Source organism: Ferrimonas sp., from assembly GCF_048263965.1.
GTDB lineage: Bacteria > Pseudomonadota > Gammaproteobacteria > Enterobacterales > Shewanellaceae > Ferrimonas.
The window spans coordinates 55,899-75,957 of the sequence record NZ_JBLXDO010000008.1; the positions used below are offsets into that span (position 1 = coordinate 55,899).

A 20,059-nucleotide genomic window follows, 5' to 3' on the forward strand; every position below is an offset into this window, starting at 1 on the left:
TGCATCAGTGGGGCTGAACAGGGTTCCCTATAGGCTTAGAGCAGATGCTTCAGTGCAACAAAACTGTCATATGCCCCTGTAAATACGCAATAAAACTGTCACACCCGGCTCGTACACTGCGTCCATCAAAAAACAAGACAGCCCAATTTGTTGACAAGGAAACCTGAGATGAACCTGACCAAACCCACCCTGATTGCCGCCCTGGTGGCTGCCGTTCTGCCCATGACTGCTGCCGCTGATGCCGTGACTGTATACGGTAAGATGAACGTCACTGTTGACAGCTTCGACGTAGATGGTGAGAGCACCACAGGCGTTCATTCCAACGCGTCTCGCCTGGGTGTTAAGGGTGCTTTTGAACTGAGCCCCTCTCTGGAAGCTTTCTACACCATCGAGTACGAAGTCGATACCGGTGATGACGTGAAAGAGAACTTCAAGGCGCGTAACCAGTTCGTCGGTCTGCGTGGCGGTTTCGGTGCCATCTCCGTGGGTCGTAACGACACCATGCTGAAGAAGTCCCAGGGTAAGGTTGATCTGTTCGGCGACCTGGCGGGTGATATTAAGAACTTGTTCAAAGGTGAAAACCGGATGGAGCAGACCGTCACCTACATGACCCCCTCCATGGGCGGCTTCAAGTTTGGCGCCACCTACGTCGCTGAAGAGTCCTCCAGCCAGAAAAACGGCGATGACGGTTTCTCCCTGGCGGCCATGTATGGCGACGCCAAGCTGAAGAAGTCGCCGTACTATGCCTCTGTGGCGTACGACACCGACGTGAAAGGCTTCGACAACATCCTGCGTGCCACGGTGCAGGGCAAGATCGGTGACTTCAAACTGGGCGCCATCTACCAGGACCAGGAAGAGGCCGGTAAGGACAGCATCGACGGCTTCATGGTGAGCGGTGCCTACAAGCTCAACGCCGTCACCCTGAAAGCCCAGTTCCAGGATATGGACACCAAGGGGGACGCCATCTCCATCGGTGCCGACTACAAGCTGGGTAAGCCCACCAAGTTGTTTGCCTACTACACCCAGCGCGACCTGGAGTCTGCGTCCAGCACCGACGACTACATCGGCGTGGGTCTTGAGCACAAATTCTAAGTTAAAAAATGCTTACAGAGTTATCTGCTGAAAAGGGGCCGCAAGGCCCCTTTTTAATTGACTCTTCGTTCAGCTACGTCATATTTCTGTAATAACACTGACCCATACTCTCCTCAGTCAATTTATGATGGAGCATAGCAAGGTAATGACTGCCCGCATCTTAATCGTCGAAGATGAATCAGCCATTCGCGAGATGCTGACCTTTGTCCTGGAGCAACATGGTTTCCAGGCCGTCAGCGCCGAAGACTTTGAACAGGGAGTTCAAAAGCTGGTCGAGCCCTTCCCGGATCTGGTCCTGCTGGACTGGATGCTGCCCGGTGGCAGTGGCATTCAGTTGGCTAAGCAGATGCGCAGCCAGGAGATCACCCGACAGATCCCCATCATCATGCTCACCGCCCGTGGTGAGGAGGAGGACAGGGTGCGTGGCCTGGAGGTGGGTGCCGATGATTACATGACCAAGCCCTTTTCGCCTAAGGAGCTGGTGGCCCGCATCAAGGCGGTTCTGCGCCGCAGTGCGCCCACTCGGCTGGAGGAGACCATCGAGGTTCGCGGCCTTAAGCTCGACCCGGTCAGTCACAGGGTCAGCGTCGAGGATGAGCAACTGGATATGGGCCCCACCGAGTTCCGCCTGCTTCACTTCTTTATGACCCACCCCGAACGGGTCTACAGCAGAGAACAACTGCTGGACAATGTTTGGGGAACCAATGTATATGTTGAGGATCGCACCGTGGATGTTCACATCCGCCGGTTGAGGAAGGCGATACAGGCCAAGGGGCACGACGCTCTGATTCAGACGGTTCGAGGAGCGGGGTACCGTTTCTCAACCAAGGTGTAGAGTCCCCCCTGCACCCAGGACCCATTGCCCTGCGTATATCGATGGCAATGGGTTTTTTGTATTAAGACCTCTGTGTAAGGCAGATTGAATGTTTGAAGAGTATTCCGGCTACCGCCTGGCAGGACGCCTGGCGCTGTGGTTTTCCCTGTGGGCTATTCTGGGCCTGTTGCTGGATCAGTTTCTGCTGCTTCTCCTGGTCGGTGCCCTGGTTCTGCTGGGTTACCACTATCGCCATCTCTCCCGCCTGGCTCATTGGCTCTGGAAGGATCGCCGCCTGACCCCACCCCATGGCAGCGGCAGTTGGGAGCCGATCTTTAATGGCATCTACCGTCTTCAGGGCAAGAACCGCCGCCGCCGTTCACAGCTTGCGCGTCTGCTTTCCCGTTTCCGGGAAGGGGCCGAGGCCTTGCCCGATGCGGCGGTGGTGATGGGGCACGAGGGGGAGATCGCCTGGTGTAACAAGCTGGCGGAGCTGCACCTGGGCATTCATTGGCCTCAGGATGCCGGACAGCGGATAGACAACCTGATGCGTCACCCCAAGTTTTCCAAGTATCTGCACAGCAACCGTTATGACGATCCCATCGAGATGGTGTCGGCGGCGTCGGACTCCAGATTGCTGGAGATTCGCATCATGGCCTATGGGGACAACCAGAAACTGCTGCTGGCGCGGGACGTGACCCGGTTGCGTCAGTTGGAGCAGATGCGCCGCGACTTTGTGGCCAACGTGTCTCACGAGCTCAAGACCCCTTTGACCGTGCTTCAGGGCTATCTGGAGATCATGAGCATGATGCCTGATCAGGATGAGAAGCAGGTTAAGGCGATGTCCGATCAGACTTACAGGATGAAGAGCCTGGTGGATCAGCTGCTGACCCTGTCCAAGATTGAGGTGTCCACCGAGGTGGACCCGGCCAGACGGATCGTCATGAGCCAGTTACTGGAGCAGATTGCTGAGGAGGCCGAAGCGATGTCCGGGGGACGCCACCGGATCCGTTTCGACATCGATAAGTCCCTGGACATGTATGGGGATGAGCTGCAGATCCGCAGTGCCTGCGCCAACCTGGTGCAGAACGCGGTGCACTACACCCCGGAGGGCGGGGAGATCCGGGTTCGCTGGCACCGGCAGGAGGATGTGGCCCGTTTCGAGGTCAAGGACAGCGGTGAGGGGATCGCCCCTGAACACCTGCCGAGGCTGACCGAACGTTTCTACCGGGTGGACAGGGCCCGTTCCCGCCAGACTGGCGGCAGCGGTCTGGGCCTGGCGATCGTCAAGCACTCCCTGAATCACCACAACAGTCATCTGGAGATTCAGAGCACCCTGGGCAAGGGCAGTACCTTCGGGTTTTCCGTCCCCTCCAACCTGATTGCCCAGCAGCAGCATGAACGGGTGTAATGTCATCGACCAGTCACTCCATAGTCACATAAGTGTCATCTTCAGCCTCGATACTGAGTGCCGTCACGAAACCTGATTACGGAAGATACCGGAGTAATCCAAATGAAAATCAAACATCTTGTCAGTGCACTGGGCTTTGCCGCAGCCACCCTTTTCGCTTCTGCTACCTCTGCTGCCATCGACCCTGCTCTGCCTGAGTACCAGAAGACCAGCGGCGTGTCTGGCAATTTCTCCTCTGTGGGTTCCGACACCCTGGCCAACATGATGACCTTGTGGGCCGAAGAGTTTAAGCGTCTGTACCCTAACGTGAATCCTCAGATTCAAGCTGCGGGTTCCTCCACTGCACCACCGGCCCTGACCGAAGGTACCTCTCAGTTCGGCCCCATGAGCCGCAAGATGAAGCCAAACGAAGAGGAAGCCTTCGTTAAGCACTATGGCTACAAGCCTACCGCCATCCGCGTTGCCATCGACGCCCTGGCAGTCTTCGTACACAAAGACAACCCAATCGAAGGCCTGACCATCAAGCAGGTTGACGGCATCTTCTCCTCCACCCGTAAGTGTGGCGGCGGCGAAGTCACTCGCTGGGGTGACCTGGGTCTGACCGGCAGCTTCACCGGCAAAGACGTGCAGCTGTACGGCCGTAACTCCGTATCCGGTACCTACGGCTACTTCAAGAAGAAAGCTCTGTGTAAGGGCGACTTCAAGGCCAGCGTAAACGAGCAGCCTGGCTCCGCTTCCGTGGTACAGTCTGTGTCCACCAGCCTGAACGCCATCGGCTACTCCGGCATCGGTTATAAGACCGCCGGCGTGAAAGCGGTCCCCCTGTCCAAGAAGGGCGGCAAGTTCGTCGCTGCGACCACCGACAACGCGGCTAACGGCACCTACCCTCTGAGCCGTTACCTGTATGTTTACGTGAATAAGCACCCCAACAAGGACCTGGACCCCATGACTCGCGAATTCCTGAAGTTCGTGCTGTCCAAGCAGGGCCAGAGCATTGTTGAGAAGGACGGCTACGTTTCCGTACCCAAGACGGTTACCGCCAAGGACCTGGCCAAGGTTGGCGTGAGTCTGTAAGCCTTGAGGTTCTTTGAAAAACCCGCCGCTAGGCGGGTTTTTTATGGTGGTACCCTGAGGGAGATCGGCGGGAGCGAAAAAAGGCGCCAAATGGCGCCTTTGCTTCGACATGGTTAGCGCCACTCCAGGTTCCAGCCCAGCTCCTCAAGGTGCAGCCTTTCCATCTCCAGATCGGCGGCCAGCAGGTCATCCTCTTTGAGGTTGTCGCCGAAGGTCAGTCTCAGGGTGCGTTTTTTCAGCTCCATCTGCGGCAGCGGGATGTGATGGCGTCGCCCCAGGTGCATCAGTACCGACAGGCGCAGGGGCAACAGCAGGGCGAGAATGGCCTCTTTGTCCATCAACTGCAGCTTGGGGGGCTCGCAGCCGCTGAGCTTCTTGCGGTGCCAGCGCACCAGGAAGGCCAGCAACTGCTGCTCCTCCAGGGTGAAGCCGGGCAGGTTGCTGTTGGTGAGGATGTACTCCCCGTGCTTGTGGATGCCGCGGTAGTTGATCTGCAGGCCGATCTCATGGAGCGCTGCGGCAAAGTGCAGCCAGGGCTTATGCTTCTTGGGGCCCAGCTTGGCCTGGTGATAGAGCTGACTGGCGCTGGCGAAAACCCGCTCGCTGTGAAGCCTGTCCAACTGATAGCGCTTCTGCAGAGAGATGATGGTGCGCTTCTGCACATCCTGATGCAGGGCCTCGTCCGCCAACTCGCTGAGTACCCCTTCTCTCAGGGCATGTTCGCTGAACTCTATTTGCTGGATCTCCAGCTGGCGGAAGCAGGCGATCAGGATCGCCAGCCCGGAGGGCAGCACCTTACGTCTGAGTTCGGCCAGGTGGTCGAAGGGCAACTGCTCCGCATGGTCGAACTCTACGATGCGCTTGGCCAGCTTCTCCAGTTGCTCCAGGGTTACCGGCTGGCCGAGATCGCCGTCGTTAACGATACTGGCGATCGCCTTGATGGTGCCGGAGCAGCCTATGGCGGCGTGGAAGCCCTGACGCAGGTAACGCTGCTGCAGCTTCTCCAGTTGCTGTTCGGCGGCGAGAATTGCCTTGCGCATCCTCTTGGGAGAGAGCTTGCTGTCAGTAAAGTAGCGGGACTGGTAGCTGACGCAGCCCATGTTGAGGCTCTCCATCTGCCTGGGTTCATGACCCTGGCCAATGATCAGCTCGGTGCTGCCGCCGCCGATGTCGATCACCAGGGTGGGGAAGGGCAGGCTCTGGTTCTGGCTGACGCCGGTGTAGATAAGCCGGGCTTCCTCGCGGCCTGAGATCACCTCGATGGGGTAGTCGAGGATCTCCCTGGCCTGGCGGATGAACTCACGCCGGTTGGGGGCCTGGCGCAGGGCATAGGTGGCCACAATGCGAATGTCGTCGAAGCGCATCTCGGTCAGGCGCTGACTGAACTGACTGAGACATTCCAGCCCCCGTTCCATCGCCTCTGGGTGGAGGTTACCCTGCTCGTCGGCCTCTTCCGCCAGTTGTACCCGCTGCTTCATGCGGTGCATGGGCTGGATGCTGCCATCCAGGGCTCGGGCGATCCCCAGGTGGAAACTGTTGGAGCCCAGATCGATGGCCGCCAGTATGCGGCCCTGGGGAGTGTCCGGTGGTGTCATATGGGTATCTTCAGTGCCAGTCTCTTTTCATGGTCGAACAGATAGTCGTAGATTGCCATCTGTGAGCGGATCTTCTTGCGGTTACCCCGTTTCACATACTGGTTGCTCTGCTCCCGGTTGAGCACCCTGGCCTTGGTGGTGTCTTTGAACTGCAGCGCCAGGATATCCAGGATCTGTTGCTTAAGGGCCGGATCGTAGATGGGGCAGCCCACCTCGATGCGTCGGTCGATGTTACGGGTCATCCAGTCGGCGCTGGAGAGGTACACCTTAGGGTCATCGTCATTGTCGAACACCATGATTCTGGGGTGTTCCAGGAAACGGTCGACGATGGAGGTCGCCTGAATATTGTCAGAGACGCCGGCTATTCCGGGCACCAGGGAGCACATGCCGCGGATGATCAACCGGACCCTGACGCCGTTTCTGGAGGCGTCATAGAGCCTCTTGATCAAGCCACTGTCGACCAGGTTATTGAGCTTCAGGGTGATGCCGGCACTCTTGCCGGCCAGTTTGTTCTGAATCTCCCGGTCGATAAAGCTGTACAGCTTACGCCTGGCGTCATTGGGGGAGACCAGCAGATGATTGAAGCGAAACTTCTTGTAGCTGTGCTCGATAAACTCAAACACGTTCTCCACTTCGGAGCAGATCTCCTCGTGGCAGGTAAACAGGGCGAAATCGGTGTAGATCTTGGCGGTCTTTTCGTGGAAGTTGCCGGTGCCCACATGGGCGTAGTTGCGTAGCTCGCCGTTCTCCATCCGCTTGATGAGGATCAGCTTGGAGTGGATCTTCAAGGTGGGGATGCCGAAGTTGATCCGCACGCCGTGGTCGGTGAGGAACTTGGCCCAACCTATGTTGGCTTCCTCGTCGAACCTGGCCTGCAACTCTACCACCACGGAAACGTCCTTGCCGTTTTTCACCGCCTCGATGAGGGAGTGCACAATCTGGGAGTTCTTGGCCACCCGGTAGATGTTGATCTTGATGGAGCGCACCGCAGGGTCGAACGCCGCCTGGCGCAGCATCTCGGTGACATGGCTGAAGGCGTGATAGGGGTAATAGAGCAGTATGTCCCGTGAACGGATCGCCGCAAAGGTGTTGGGGTGGGCGGTAAACTGGTTGCTGCGCAGCGCCGGCACCTTGGGGTTTTCCAGGTAGCCCCGGCCCGGGTTGGGAAAGGCGATAAAGTCGCGGAAGCTGTGGTATCGCCCTCCGGGAATCATGGCATTGGCGGCGGTGATCCCCAGTTTTTGCTGCAGCATCTCCTGCATGGTCTGGGGCATCTCCCTGTCGTAGACGAAGCTCACCGGCTCGGCGGTCAGCCTCTGCTTCAGTCCCGAGGACATCTTCTCCAGCAGGCTCATCTCTATCTCATCAGAGAGGTCATACTCGGCGTCCCGGGTCAGCTTAATGGAGTAGCACTCGACGGTGTCGAACTCGAAGAAGCCGGTGAACACCTCTGCCAAACAGTAGCGGATGATGTTGTCCAGTAGGATCAGGGTTTTCTTCTTCTTGCTGCCCTGTGTGGGCAGCTGGACGAAGCGGGGAACCTGGGCGGTGGGCACCTCTAGCAGGCTGTGAGTAACCTGCTCCCCTTTGCGAATGGCGGTGACCAGGTAGGTGGTACCGTCATTGAGGGTGCGGGAGATGTTGGTATCGTCGGTGATGATCAGCGGCACGATGTGGCGACGGATCTTGTCGCGGAAGTGCTTTTTCAGCCACCTTCCTTGCTCTGGTGAGAGTTGGGTTTCGTTGACCAGAAAGATGTTGCGGCGGGCAAGATCCAGCAGCAGCTGCTTGTAGATCTCATCGAATTTTCCCTGGAGCTCCAGCACCTTGTCGTTGATTGCCGCCAGCAGGTTGCGGGCACGCTGACCACGACCCTTGGACTCATCGATGAGGATCTGGCGGCGGACATCCGCCACCCGCACCCGGAAAAATTCGTCCTGATTGTTGGAGTAGATGCCGAGGAAGCGGACACGCTCGATCACCGGCACCTTGGGATCGGCCGCTTCCTGCAGTACCCGCTCGTTAAAGGACAGCCAACTGAGCTCTTTTTCTATGTAGGGAAAACTCGTTTGCGCAGACATCTTAGGGTCCTTCTAAAGTGAATTGCGCACATTCTCTGTCAGAAAAGTGTCATCCTTATGAAACTTAGCAGAGAATTTTCAGTTAGTTGGCGATACGCTCATACTCCACCATCAAATCATCACCCAGGGTAAACAGTTCCTGCTCAATTCGGTCGAGGCTGGCTTCATCCGGGGCGGCCAGCAGGATATTGAGACGGAACAGCGGCACGCCGGTGTGGTTGGCGGTGTCCAGATCGCTCTCCAGCTGTTCGATGTTGGCGTGATTGGCCTTGAGAATCTGGGTTACCGCGGCAACGATGCCGGGACGATCATTACCGATCACCTCGACCTGGAATTGCAGGACGGGCTGACTTTTCGGGGCCACAGGCTGCAGTACGATGCTGAGCTTGGGCACATCCGCCAACTGGCGCTTGAGGGCGTCTGAGTTCTCCTTGGGCAGTTCCAGCTCGATGATGCCTGCATAGCGGTCGCCCACCCGTCGCAGGCTGGCGTCCAGCCAGTTGGCACCGTTGTCTTTTAAGATCTGGGCAAGGGTCTCGGTAATACCAGGGTAATCCTCACCGATTACGCTGGCGATCCATTTGTCCATAGGGGCTCCTTATGCGCTCTTTGTGACTCGGGGTGTAACACTAGTGTCATACAACCGACATATACTCCCCAACAATTTCAGAAACGACTGCTCCCATTTGCTCGAGGATATTGATGGAACAGACGATTGTTGACCGATATCGTGCCAGCAACAGGCGCCTGCTCAAGGACAGGCTGGCGAAGTACGGTGTCACCTCCGGCGGCGTCATGGTGCTGATCGCCCTGCTGCTGATCTTCTTTTACCTGCTCTACGTTGTTGCGCCGGTATTCAAGGGAGCCAGTCTGACCCCGGTTTACACTACCAGTGTAAGCGACGAGGCTGCGACGGTTCAGTTGGGGACCGATGAGCAGAAGGAGTATCTTTACCGTATCATGTCCTCCGGCAAGGTACAGTTTTTTTCGTTGGGTTCCAAAGACCTAACTACAGACCTACAGGTGCCCGTGGCACCGGGCCTGACCGGTACCGGTTCAGCCCGCAGTAACCCCGCTCAGCGCAGCTCGGCGCTGGCCTTTGATAATGGTTCAGTGTGGGTGGTTCAGCCGGACTTTGCCATCAGCTACCCCAATGATGTGCGCACCATTACCCCCCAGCTTCGCTACCCCCTGGGGAAGGAGGCGATTCAGTTGAGTGACGGCCTGGCCATCGACCAACTGGTATTTGCCTCAGGCGAAGAGGCCAGCACCTTTATCTGGAGCGACACCGAGTCTGACGCCCTGCATCTGACCCGCATGAGTGCCGAGGTGGACTTTCTCACCGATGAGGTGGTGTGGACCCGTGAAGATCACCAGCTGCCGCGCCCCGCCGAGCCGGTGAGCAAGATGCTGCTGACTCCGGATCAGCGCAACCTGATGCTGCTGGCCGGTGATCGCATTACCGTGCTCAACGTGGAGTACGGCGACGAGATCTTCATTGAGCAGGTGCTGGAGCCCGCCGAGAGTGGCGCTCACATCACCGACATTGAACTGTTGGCCGGTGCCAGCTCGCTGATGGTGGCCAACGATAACGGCATCATCTCCCAGTGGTTCCAGGTGCCGGGCAAAGACGGTCGTCGTTTCCAACGCATCCGCGATTTTGACACCGGAAATGGGGCGGTGTCCCTGGCGTCCGAATTTTTCCGCAAGAGCTTCGTGGTCGGCACCGACAATGGCGACGTTCAGCTGTTCTACACCACCAGTGAAAACAAGCTGCTGACCGAGCCCCTGGGCAGTGCCCCGGTCGATACCATGGCATTCTCCCCCCGGGGGAACGGCCTGGTGATTCAAGCCGGTAACACCCTGACCTTTGCCGAGCTGGACAACGCTCACCCCGAGGTTTCCTGGAGCGCCCTGTGGACCAAGGTCTGGTATGAAGGCTATCCCGAGCCTCAGTTTGTCTGGCAGTCCACCTCAGGCTCCGATGATTTTGAAGCCAAGCTCAGCCTGATGCCCCTGGCGTTCGGTACCCTGAAGGCGGCCCTGTACGCCATGCTGTTTGCCACCCCTCTGGCCCTGGCTGGTGCCATCTACACCGCCTACTTCATGTCCGGACGGGTGCGCAGCATCGTCAAACCGACGGTAGAGATCATGGAGGCCCTGCCGACGGTGATTCTGGGCTTCTTGGCCGGGCTGTGGCTGGCCCCCCTGGTGGAGGACAACCTGCCCGGCATCTTCATGCTGCTGTTCTCCCTGCCTGTGTCTGTTCTGCTGGCGGCCTTTGCCTGGAACATGTTGCCCAGAGAGATTCAGAACTCCCGCTTCGGTGAGATGCGCGAGCTGATGCTGATCCCCCTGCTGCTGCTGGTGGGCTGGGGCGCCATCGAGCTGAGTCCTGTGGTGGAAAATGCCTTTATGGGTGGCGACGCCCGTGGTTTCGTGACCAACGAGCTGGGCATCACCTTTGACCAGCGCAATGCGTTGGTTGTGGGCATCGCCATGGGTTTTGCGGTGATTCCCACCATCTTCTCCATCGCCGAAGACGCGGTGTTCTCTGTGCCTCGTCACCTGATTAATGGCTCACTGGCTCTGGGGGCCACCCAGTGGCAGACCCTGGTTCGGGTGGTGATGCTTACGGCCAGCCCAGGCATATTCTCTGCAGTGATGATGGGGGTGGGCCGAGCCGTCGGTGAGACCATGATCGTGCTGATGGCCACGGGTAACACCCCGCTGATGGAGTGGAACATCTTCGAGGGGATGCGCACCCTCTCCGCCAACATCGCTGTTGAGATGCCGGAATCGGCCATCGGCAGCTCCCACTACCGGGTGCTGTTCCTGACCGCCTTCGTGCTCTTTATCTTCACCTTTATCTTTAACACTCTGGCTGAGTTCATCCGCCAGCGTCTGCGCGACAAGTACAGCTCCCTGTAATGGAAGGTAATAAATCAATGGGTAAGTGGATTAAATCGGGCTCTCCCTGGATCTGGATGACCGCAGGTTCGGTTAGCCTCAGCTTGATTGCTGTACTGGGTCTGTTGCTGATGATCGCCTGGCGTGGCCTGGTCTACTTCTGGCCATCCCCGGTTCATCAGCTGGAGCTGGAAGTGGCCAACGGCCAGATTGAAACCGTCATTGGTGAGATCTATGACCGGGAGCAGGTGCCGCTGGAGCGCATCCTGCAGGCCGGCGTCGAACTGAAGACCGATGAGGAGTTTGTCACCCGCTACCTGATCAAGACCGGTAACCGTGAGTATGTGCCTCTGGATTTCCGCTGGGTGCTGGAGCCGATGATCCAGTCCGATACCCAGCCGGTGGATGTGGCGGTATTCGAGCGCAACAAGAACGGCAACTTCTACGGCTTTCCGGTGGAGCTCAGTTTCAACGGCCAGATCTACACCGGTGCCGACATCCATGACCAACTGCTGCTGGCCATCGACAAGGCCGCTGAGATCAATGATGAAGCGGAAGAGCTGCAGAAGGTGGACATCGGCCGCATCAACTATGAGTTGGAGCGCCTGCGTCTGGACCAGCGCAAGCTGGAGCTGAAAAACGCCCTGACCGAAGAGGCGCTGGCGGATCTGGCCAAGCGTCGTCAGCAGCTGGATGATGAATACCAGGGTCTGGAGAAGGAACTGTTCGCCCTGCGCGATAAGGCCGCCGAAGACTATGTGGTGGTTCGTGACATGCGCGGTGAGCGGGTCACTCTGCCCATGGACGGCGTGCTGGATGTGGCCTTCCCCAATGAGCTGGGTTTTGGCGGCAAGGTGGCGCACTGGATGCACGCGGTGGCCAAGTTTGTCAGTGACGACCCCCGTGAGGCCAACACCGAGGGTGGGGTGTTCCCGGCCATCTTCGGCACCGTATTCATGGTGCTGCTGATGGCGGTGATCGTTACCCCCTTTGGTGTCATCGCGGCAGTCTACCTGCACGAATACGCGGCCAAGAACGCTCTGACCAAGCTGATTCGCATCGCGGTGATCAACCTGGCTGGCGTGCCCTCCATCGTTTACGGGGTATTTGGCCTGGGCTTCTTCGTCTACATGGTGGGCGGCTCCCTGGATGACCTGTTCTACCCGGAGGCGTTGCCGAATCCTACCTTTGGTACCCCTGGGGTGATCTGGTCTGCCCTGACCCTGGCGATCCTGACCCTGCCTGTGGTGATCGTATCCACCGAGGAGGGCCTGTCCCGCATCCCGTCGGCAGTACGACATGGCTCCCTGGCCCTGGGCGCTACCAAGGCGGAAACCCTGTGGCGCATCGTTATCCCCATGGCCAGCCCGGCGATCATGACCGGCCTGATTCTGGCGGTGGCTCGCGCCGCCGGTGAGGTGGCGCCCCTGATGCTGGTGGGTGTGGTGAAACTGGCCTCCACCCTGCCGGTGGATGGCAACTGGCCATACATCCACCTGGATCGTAAATTTATGCATCTGGGCTTCCACATCTATGATGTGGGTTTCCAGAGCCCTAACGTGGAAGCGGCACGTCCGCTGGTCTACGCCACCTCGTTCCTGCTGGTCAGCGTGATTGTTGCGCTTAACCTGACCGCCATTGGCGTACGTAACCACCTTCGTGAAAAATTCCGTTCCTTGGAACACTAAGCCGAGACGACCAAGATGATTGCTATTGAAACCCTGAACAAATCCTCGGCGCCGCTGGATCTGAAACAGCTGTCGCCTGAGATGACCGCGTTTGACATCAATAACCTGGATCTCTTCTATGGTGACAAGCAGGCGTTGTCCGGCATTACCATGAAGATTCCCCGTAACCAGGTGACTGCCTTCATCGGCCCCTCAGGTTGTGGTAAGTCCACCCTGCTGCGCTGCCTGAACCGGATGAACGATCTGGTGGACAGCTGTCGGGTGGAGGGGCAGATTCTGCTCAACAACGACGACATCTACGGCAAGCATGTGGATGTGGCCTCTCTGCGCCGCAACGTGGGCATGGTGTTCCAGCGTCCAAACCCCTTCCCCAAGTCGATCTATGAAAACGTGGTGTACGGCCTGCGCCTGCAGGGCGTCAACAACCGCCGTGAGCTGGACGACGCGGTAGAGAGCGCCCTGAAGGGCGCCGCCCTGTGGGACGAGGTGAAGGATCGGCTGCACGACAACGCCTTTGGCCTCTCCGGTGGTCAGCAGCAGCGTCTGGTGATCGCCCGCGCCATCGCCATTCAACCTGAAGTGCTATTGCTGGATGAGCCCACTTCGGCTCTGGACCCCATCTCCACCCTGACCATTGAGGAGCTGATTCACACCCTCAAGGACCAGTTCACCGTGGTGATTGTGACCCACAACATGCAGCAGGCGGCTCGTGTGTCCGATCAGACCGCCTTCATGTATATGGGCGAGTTGATCGAGTACAGTGACACCAACACCCTGTTTACCACGCCAGCGAAGAAAAAGACCGAAGACTACATTACCGGTCGTTACGGATAAGGATTGAAGCCGATGGACAACAACAACCTGGGAAGACACATCTCCGGACAGTTCAATGTGGAGCTGGAGGATGTTCGCAGCCAAGTGATGGCCATGGGCGGCTTGCTGGAGCAGCAGCTGAACGATGCCCTGGAGGCGCTGCAAAGCGGTGACGGAGAACTGGCCCGCAAGGTGATGAGCGCCGATCGTAAGATCAACTCCATGGAAGTGAAAATTGACGAGGAGTGTGCCCGCATCATCGCCAAACGCCAGCCTGCGGCCTCCGATCTGCGCCTGATCCTGGCGATCTCCAAAACCACCGCCGACCTCGAACGTATCGGTGATGCCTGTGTACGCGTGGCCAAGGCGGTGATCGACAATAACGAAGGCAACCGCAAGGGGATGTTGGTCTCCATGGAGGCCATGGGCCGCCACTCCGCCCGTATGCTGCACGACACCCTGGATGCCTTTGCCCGCATGGACATCGACGCTGCGTTCCGCCTGCACAAGGAGGATCGTAAGCTGGATAAGGAGTTCGAAGCGGTGTTCCGTCAGCTGATGACCTTCATGATGGAGGACCCGCGCTCCATCCCCGGCATCCTGGATGTGATGTGGGCTGCCCGCGCCCTGGAGCGCATTGGTGACCGCTGTCAGAACATCTGTGAGTACGTTATCTACTTTGTGAAGGGTAAGGACGTGCGCCACATGGATACCGAGGATATGGAAGACCTGTTGGGTTAACCCTGTGGTCCTTCCTGTTCGTGAAAGCCGGGCCTGGTGCCCGGCTTTGTTGATCCGTTTTACTCCCTTCTTATTGTGACTGGGAGGCCAGTCACAATACGTCAAGTTTGCTTAATTTCATTCTTATAATCTGATTTGTAAGGGATATTTGCGCCTTTCATTGTGCAATCATGGCTGCTTGATATGGCTAGGGAAGGCAGCTATTGACCCTGCAATTGGGTCTGTGGCTTAAGGTAAGAGGGAGTCATCGGTGAAAAAGGGGACTATGGGGGTCGGGGGCGCTGCCCTGTTTACGCTGTGCGCAGTGATCAGTCTCGATACACTTACCGCAGTGGCGTCCATTGGCGTCTGTGCCATCGGCTGGCTTCTGTTGACCCTGGTGGTGTTCGTTATCCCCTATGGCAAGATCACCTCGGAGTTGAGCACCACTTATCCCGGTCAGGGAGGCATTTATGATTGGGTACTCAGAGCTTTTGGTCGTCGCTGGGCGGCCCGTACCTCATGGCTCTACTGGATCAACGTGGGGCTGTGGATGCCTGCGGTCTACATCCTGTTTGCTGGTATTTTTGTAGAGCTGTTTGCGCCAGGGTTGTCACTGCCCTGGCAGGTCACCATGTGTATTTTTCTCACCTGGTTGACTGTGTGGATCTGTAACCTCAGCGCTGACATAGGCGTTTGGGTCACCAAGGTTGGTGCCAGCCTGAAGATACTGGTTATTCTATTGCTTGGCGGCGGCGGCTTCTGGTACGGCATGACCCATGGCATGGCCAACGAGTTTACCCTATCCGCCATGCTCCCCTCGGCCAGTAATGTCTCCGCTTTTTTGCCCGCACTGGTGTTCAATGTGATTGGTTTTGAGTTGGTGGCTACCCTGTCGGGGGAGATGTCGGCTGTGCGTGAACTGCCCAAATCGTTGTTTCTGTCCATTGGACTGACTGCCGGCCTCTATCTGTTCAGTACAGTTGGCATTCTGATGGCCCTACCGGAAGGGGAGGTGGGCCTGTTGTCCGGCGTGGTGGATACCCTGAGGATCCTGTTTGCTGACCTGTCCTTAGGGGCGTTGATGGTAAAACTGGTGGGCGGGCTGACTCTGCTGACTCTGTTGGGCAATATGGTGGCCTGGACCATGGGTAGCTCCAGAGCGGCGGCAGAAGCATCTGCCGAGGGTGAACTGCCACGGCCTTGGGGCAAACTGTCTCAGCGTTACGGCACACCAGTGGGGGCCAACACCCTGACCGGGCTGGTGTCCACTGCGGTGATCCTTATCCATGCCCTGTTTGCCAAGAGTGCAGACGACCTGTTCTGGTCACTGTTTGCTTTCTCCTCCTGCATTGCGCTGCTCCCCTATCTGATGATGTTTCCGGCGCACGTGAAACTGCGCCTGCAAGATCCCAAGAGGTCTCGGCCCTACCGTGTATCTGGAAATCTGATGGTGCAAGGGGTCTATGCGGGGCAGTGTCTGCTGGTGATTACTGCCGCCATTATTCTGTTTATCTTTCCCGGCCTCAGTGCTTCTGAGGTGGATTGGCACTACAGCGGCCCGGTCCTTTGTGGTGTGGTGCTGACCCTGGTCATGGGCGAGGCGGTGGTGAAGCGCGCCTCTGAAAATCGAAACCAGACGCATAAAATGGACCAGGCTTTCCTTTAACTCAGGGTACCCAGGTGCCGCCAGTGGGCGATCACCGCCTCGGCGATGGTCAGCCCCAGCTCCTGAGGCGGTTGGGGAAGCCGGGCCAGGGGGTAGTAGCCCTCCTTGCCGGCGGCGGTGTAGCCGGTGGAGACACCATAGTAGAGGGCGTCGGGTTGAATCGGTTGCCATTGCCCCCCCTTGTCTATCTGCAGATTCCGAATCCGTTCCCCCATGGGGGCATCGGCCTGGTAGTGGAAGCGCAGGCCGGCGGCGTAGGGGTAACTGCCGGTGCCGGTCCCCACCACGCCATTGTTGGTGGCGTTGTTGATGGCGGACTCCAGGGTATCCGCCAGCTCCTGGCCGGAGAGGCGATAACGTTCGACGCCGATGGCGAAGGGAGCCAGGGTTCCGGCGATCCAGCCGGCGCTCACCTGGCCCTGGGGTATGGAGGCGCGGGTGCCGCCGGCGTTGTGCAGTCCGAAGTCGGTTTCCAGGCCCAGTTCCCTGGCCTGCCAGCGCATCGCTTGTGCCAGCAGAGGGGCGACCTCGCTGCCGCCCTTGTCATCGGGAATGCGGATATGGCGCAGATCCCGCTGAGCCAGGGCGATCTTCTGTCGCTCAAACTCCAGGATCTTGGGGCGATAGTGCTCTTCGATGAGTCGGTGCACCTTGGGATCCGGCGTCACCTGCCACAGGTTGTCCTGAGCTTCCAGGTAGGCCCAGGCCTGCTCCTCTTCGGGCGGAGTCAGAGGCGTCCGCCCCCCCGAGTCCCGGCTGAGGCTGTGTCCCAGTAGCAGCAGATTGCCCCCGTCCACCCGATCCAGGCTGCCGTCTGCGTTGAGATCCAACTTCAACTGTCCCAGAAACAGGGCGTTACAGCCGGCCTGGACCACGGCGGTGCCATTGATCACCACGCCATAATGGTCGCGGCCGCCCAGCCCCAGATTATCGAAGTGGCCCTGCAGGGTGTGGGTATGGCCGCCGATGATTGCCGCCACCTGATCCAGTTGCTCGGCCAGCATCAAGTCCCTGTCGTAGCCCAGGTGGCTGAGCAGGATGATCTTGTTGATCCCCTCTCGTCGGATGGCGGCCACCGTTGTCTGGGCCGTGGTGAGACAGTCAAGAAACAGGGTGTCCGGGTCGGCGCAGGCCAGCTCCGTCATGTTGTCCGGCGACAGGCCGAACAGGGCCACGGGTTCACCGTCGAAATGACGCACCAGGTAGCGACCATGGCCAACGTCTTCGTCGAAATCGTAGAGCCCCGGCTTGCCGCGCATGGGGTTCTCTTTGGATGGCGCCTCCTGGCTCAGGTCCATATTGGCGCTGAGCATGGGGAACTGAATGTGGTCGAGGAAGGCGGACAGCGGCGGGTTGCCCAGATCGAACTCATGGTTGCCCAGAGCCATGGCGTCCAGGTCCAGCTGGTTGTTGAGTACTGCGTTCATCTTCCCCTTGAAGTGAGAGAAGTAGAGTGATCCCTGGAAGCAGTCGCCGGCGTGCACCAGCAGCAAGTGCCGATTCTCTTCAACGGCGTCGGATTTGGCCCTGTCTACGGCGCTGCACAGTCGGGCATAGCCGCCACACTCGGCAAAGAGTTCTCCCAGCTCTGGCAGAGTGAGTTTGAGCCGGCTGGCATCGAAGTGCGAGTGGGTGTCATTCAGGTGGGCCAGGGTCAGGCTCAGGGGGCGGTGTTCGGTCATCTTACTCTGTGGTACGGACGGTGAGGCCGACCAGTGTAGCACTTTCCATCACAATCATGATGACAGAAGCCAATTCATGCTGGCATTGGTATGGAGACTCCCATTATAATGGCCGCCGACTTCGGGGGAGTAATCGCCCTGCAAAAGCAGGGGGCAACATCAACATCCTCGGCCATTCGGCTGTGGTGTTGCCGGCGGGGCTTAGGCCTTAGCTTGGTGAGACTCGAACGGGCCATCTCCGGTGAGGGCAGGGGAGGGTGCGTTCGTGTTATCTGCCCTCTGAGTTGTATCTATGTCTTCATTACTGCTTCCCATACTCGCCGTTCTCGGTGGCTTCCTGGTGCTGAGTGTCAGTGCCGACAGGTTGATTGCGTCTGCCGCAACCCTGGCGCGTCATTTTGGCCTCTCCATTGTATTTATCGGCATGACCATAGTGGCGTTCGGTACCTCGGCCCCCGAGCTGTTGGTGAGTGCGGTGGCGGCAGCCAATGGTGCCGATGGTCTCTCCGTGGGCAATGCCATCGGTTCCAACATCATCAATACCGGTCTGGTGCTGGGGATCTGTGCCCTGGTGACCCCGCTGATGATCAGCCGCCGCTTTCTCAAGCGGGAGTTTCCCATCCTGTTGTTGGTGATGACCTATGCCGCCCTGGTGCTGATGGGCGGATCCCTGGGTTGGCCCCAGGGGCTGGCGTTGCTGGGGGCGATGATCGCCTACGGCATCTACCTGGGCCGCAGCCACAACAGCGAGGAGGAGCTGGAGGTGGAGTTTTTGCAGATAGGCCGGGGGCGCGCCATGGCGGAGACCGTGCTGATGCTGGTGCTGCTGCTCTCCAGCTCCCAGGTGATGGTGTGGGGCAGTGTCGAGTTGGCTCGGGCCTTTGGGGTCAGTGAGCTGGTGATTGGCTTGACGGTGATCGCCTTTGGCACCAGCCTGCCGGAGCTGGCAGCGGCGGTGGCTGGAGTGCGTCGGGGCCTGTATGACATGACCCTGGCCACCGTGGTGGGCTCCAACATCTTCAACCTGCTCGGGGTATTGGCGTTTCCCGGGCTGATAGGAGACGGTATGACCCTGCCTGAGCAGGTGATGGCCAGGGACGTGCCGGCGATGTTTGCCCTGACCCTGATCCCAGGCTTGTTCTTCCTGCTGGCCCGTTACCGTCACGGCCGGGCACCCTATGTGCCCATGAACCGGCTGGCGGGGGCTCTCTTGCTTATTGGCTTTGCGGGATACATGGGATTGCTGACGCTGGAAGTGCTGTCACAAGCGTAAAAAAATTGATCAATTCAGTAAGTTGAAACTTGGTCAATAGATGAGCTGTGATATGCTCAGGAAAGTTGCAAGTATGCAAATTTCCAAGGGTAAGGAGCAGCTCTATGAGAGGGATAGCCTGGTTAGGTTTCGTGTCGTTGGCCCTGTTAGGAGGCTGTAACCAGGCCACCACGGCCCCCCCTCCGCCTCCGCCCAGTGTCACCACAACCACGGTGGCCTTGAAGCCGGTGACCTACAGCATGGAATACGTGGGCCGGACCCAGGCCAGCGAGGATGTGAGCATCCAGGCCCAGGTGTCAGGTCCCATGCTCAAACGCCACTTCATCGAGGGCGACCATGTGGAGCAGGGGGCGCTGCTGTTTGAAATTGATCCGGCCCCCTACCAGGCGGAGCGTGCCCAGGTGGCCGCCGAGCTGCAGAGGGCCGTCGCCGCTCGTGATGTGGCGATCCTCAACTGGCGCCGGGGCAAGAAGTTGTTTCCCGATGGCATGATCTCCGCCACCGACATGGACTCTCTCACCGCCAACAAGCTGCAGACCGAAGCTCAGATGGTCCAGGCACAGTCCGCCCTTGAGGCCGCCGAGCTCAAACTCTCCTACACCAAGGTGACCGCCCCCATCGCAGGCAAGATCTCCACCGCATTGATCTCTCAAGGGGATCTCATCAACCTGCAGCAGGATCTGGCCACCCTGGTTCAGGTGGATCCCATCCGGGTGACCTTCCAGGTGTCGGCCCGGGAGATGTCCAACGCCTACCGGGTGATCCGGGAGAACCCCAGTGCCCTGCCCAGGCTGGAAGATCTCATTCTTAACCTGAGATTGCCCAATGGCGATGAGTATGCCCACCAGGGTAAGGTGGATTACGTCTCCAACCGGGTGGATGCAGCCACCAGCACCATCGAGATGCGGGCCACTTTCCCCAACCCCGACGAGTTTGTCCTTCCCGGCACCTATGTCACCGTGGTGGTGAAGGCGCCGGAGACCGAGATGGCGCTGTTGGTGCCCCAGGCCTCGGTGCAGCAGGATCAGCAGGGGCGTTACGTGTTCGTGGTCGACGCCGAGAACAAGGTGGAGAAGCGCCTGGTGACCCTGGGCCAGCAGTTCGGCGTGGACTGGGAGGTCCGCGAAGGCCTCAAGGATGGCGAACAAGTGGTGGTGGAGGGTTTGCAGAAGATCCGCCCCGGGGTGGAAGTGAAGGCCACTGAGCGCAGTGCCACCCCCTTTAACCAGGGTTAGGG

15 protein-coding genes and 1 riboswitch are annotated in these 20,059 nt (G+C 58.7%); of the genes, 11 read left to right on the forward strand and 4 right to left on the reverse strand.

Going from position 1 to position 20,059, the window contains the following annotated elements; genetic code table 11:
* Positions 1 to 168: 168 nt before the first annotated feature.
* The 4 genes from ACN0RV_RS09235 to ACN0RV_RS09250 all read left to right on the forward strand — a co-directional run bounded on the left by ACN0RV_RS09235 (position 169) and on the right by ACN0RV_RS09250 (position 4,391).
* Positions 169 to 1,092 carry a porin gene (locus ACN0RV_RS09235; RefSeq protein WP_417347333.1) on the forward strand — a complete coding sequence of 308 codons (924 nt, stop codon included), beginning with the start codon at positions 169 to 171 and terminating at the stop codon, positions 1,090 to 1,092.
* A gap of 145 nt (positions 1,093 to 1,237) precedes the next feature.
* A complete protein-coding gene (gene phoB, locus ACN0RV_RS09240) occupies positions 1,238 to 1,927 on the forward strand; it encodes a phosphate regulon transcriptional regulator PhoB (protein ID WP_417347334.1) in 690 nt (229 codons plus the stop codon).
* Between the two features lie 88 nt (positions 1,928 to 2,015).
* On the forward strand, positions 2,016 to 3,317 hold the full coding sequence (phoR, locus tag ACN0RV_RS09245; RefSeq protein ID WP_417347335.1) for a phosphate regulon sensor histidine kinase PhoR: 1,302 nt from the start codon (positions 2,016 to 2,018) through the stop codon (positions 3,315 to 3,317).
* Between the two features lie 102 nt (positions 3,318 to 3,419).
* Positions 3,420 to 4,391 carry a PstS family phosphate ABC transporter substrate-binding protein gene (locus ACN0RV_RS09250; protein ID WP_417347336.1) on the forward strand — a complete coding sequence of 324 codons (972 nt, stop codon included), beginning with the start codon at positions 3,420 to 3,422 and terminating at the stop codon, positions 4,389 to 4,391.
* Positions 4,392 to 4,504: 113 nt separating this feature from the next.
* Here the strand turns inward: ACN0RV_RS09250 and ppx are convergent, their stop codons facing one another.
* The 3 genes from ppx to ACN0RV_RS09265 form a co-directional block, all read right to left on the reverse strand.
* A complete protein-coding gene (gene ppx / locus ACN0RV_RS09255) occupies positions 4,505 to 5,986 on the reverse strand; it encodes an exopolyphosphatase (protein ID WP_417347337.1) in 1,482 nt (493 codons plus the stop codon).
* Positions 5,983 to 8,067, reverse strand: coding sequence for a polyphosphate kinase 1 (ppk1, locus tag ACN0RV_RS09260; protein WP_417347338.1), 2,085 nt, complete (start codon positions 8,065 to 8,067; stop codon positions 5,983 to 5,985). Before ppk1 ends, ppx begins: the two co-directional genes overlap by 4 nt.
* Positions 8,068 to 8,149: 82 nt before the next feature.
* Entirely contained in the window at positions 8,150 to 8,656 is a 507-nt protein-coding gene (locus ACN0RV_RS09265; RefSeq protein WP_417347339.1) for a glycine cleavage system protein R, read from the reverse strand.
* A gap of 113 nt (positions 8,657 to 8,769) precedes the next feature.
* On the opposite strand from ACN0RV_RS09265, the gene ACN0RV_RS09270 reads away from it, so the two are divergent.
* The 5 genes from ACN0RV_RS09270 (at position 8,770) to ACN0RV_RS09290 (ending at position 15,867) form a co-directional block, all read left to right on the forward strand.
* Positions 8,770 to 10,998: an ABC transporter permease subunit gene (locus tag ACN0RV_RS09270; protein ID WP_417347340.1), complete on the forward strand. Its 2,229-nt coding sequence runs from the start codon at positions 8,770 to 8,772 to the stop codon at positions 10,996 to 10,998.
* Between the two features lie 17 nt (positions 10,999 to 11,015).
* A complete protein-coding gene (gene pstA / locus ACN0RV_RS09275) occupies positions 11,016 to 12,665 on the forward strand; it encodes a phosphate ABC transporter permease PstA (RefSeq protein ID WP_417347341.1) in 1,650 nt (549 codons plus the stop codon).
* Positions 12,666 to 12,680: 15 nt separating this feature from the next.
* Positions 12,681 to 13,499: a phosphate ABC transporter ATP-binding protein PstB gene (gene pstB, locus ACN0RV_RS09280; RefSeq protein ID WP_417347342.1), complete on the forward strand. Its 819-nt coding sequence runs from the start codon at positions 12,681 to 12,683 to the stop codon at positions 13,497 to 13,499.
* A gap of 12 nt (positions 13,500 to 13,511) precedes the next feature.
* Positions 13,512 to 14,219: a phosphate signaling complex protein PhoU gene (phoU, locus tag ACN0RV_RS09285; RefSeq protein WP_417347343.1), complete on the forward strand. Its 708-nt coding sequence runs from the start codon at positions 13,512 to 13,514 to the stop codon at positions 14,217 to 14,219.
* Between the two features lie 250 nt (positions 14,220 to 14,469).
* On the forward strand, positions 14,470 to 15,867 hold the full coding sequence (locus ACN0RV_RS09290; protein ID WP_417347344.1) for an APC family permease: 1,398 nt from the start codon (positions 14,470 to 14,472) through the stop codon (positions 15,865 to 15,867).
* On the opposite strand, the gene ACN0RV_RS09295 is transcribed toward ACN0RV_RS09290, so the two are convergent.
* Complete coding sequence (locus ACN0RV_RS09295; protein ID WP_417347345.1) at positions 15,864 to 17,549, reverse strand: bifunctional metallophosphatase/5'-nucleotidase; 1,686 nt, start codon at positions 17,547 to 17,549, stop codon at positions 15,864 to 15,866. The genes ACN0RV_RS09290 and ACN0RV_RS09295 overlap by 4 nt on opposite strands.
* 119 nt (positions 17,550 to 17,668) lie before the next feature.
* Positions 17,669 to 17,835, forward strand: a riboswitch (yybP-ykoY riboswitch).
* Positions 17,836 to 17,841: 6 nt separating this feature from the next.
* Here ACN0RV_RS09295 and ACN0RV_RS09300 point away from each other — a divergent pair.
* Both ACN0RV_RS09300 and ACN0RV_RS09305 read left to right on the forward strand, forming a co-directional pair.
* Complete coding sequence (locus ACN0RV_RS09300; RefSeq protein ID WP_417347346.1) at positions 17,842 to 18,822, forward strand: calcium/sodium antiporter; 981 nt, start codon at positions 17,842 to 17,844, stop codon at positions 18,820 to 18,822.
* A gap of 104 nt (positions 18,823 to 18,926) precedes the next feature.
* A complete protein-coding gene (locus ACN0RV_RS09305; RefSeq protein WP_417347347.1) occupies positions 18,927 to 20,057 on the forward strand; it encodes an efflux RND transporter periplasmic adaptor subunit in 1,131 nt (376 codons plus the stop codon).
* Positions 20,058 to 20,059: the final 2 nt, after the last annotated feature.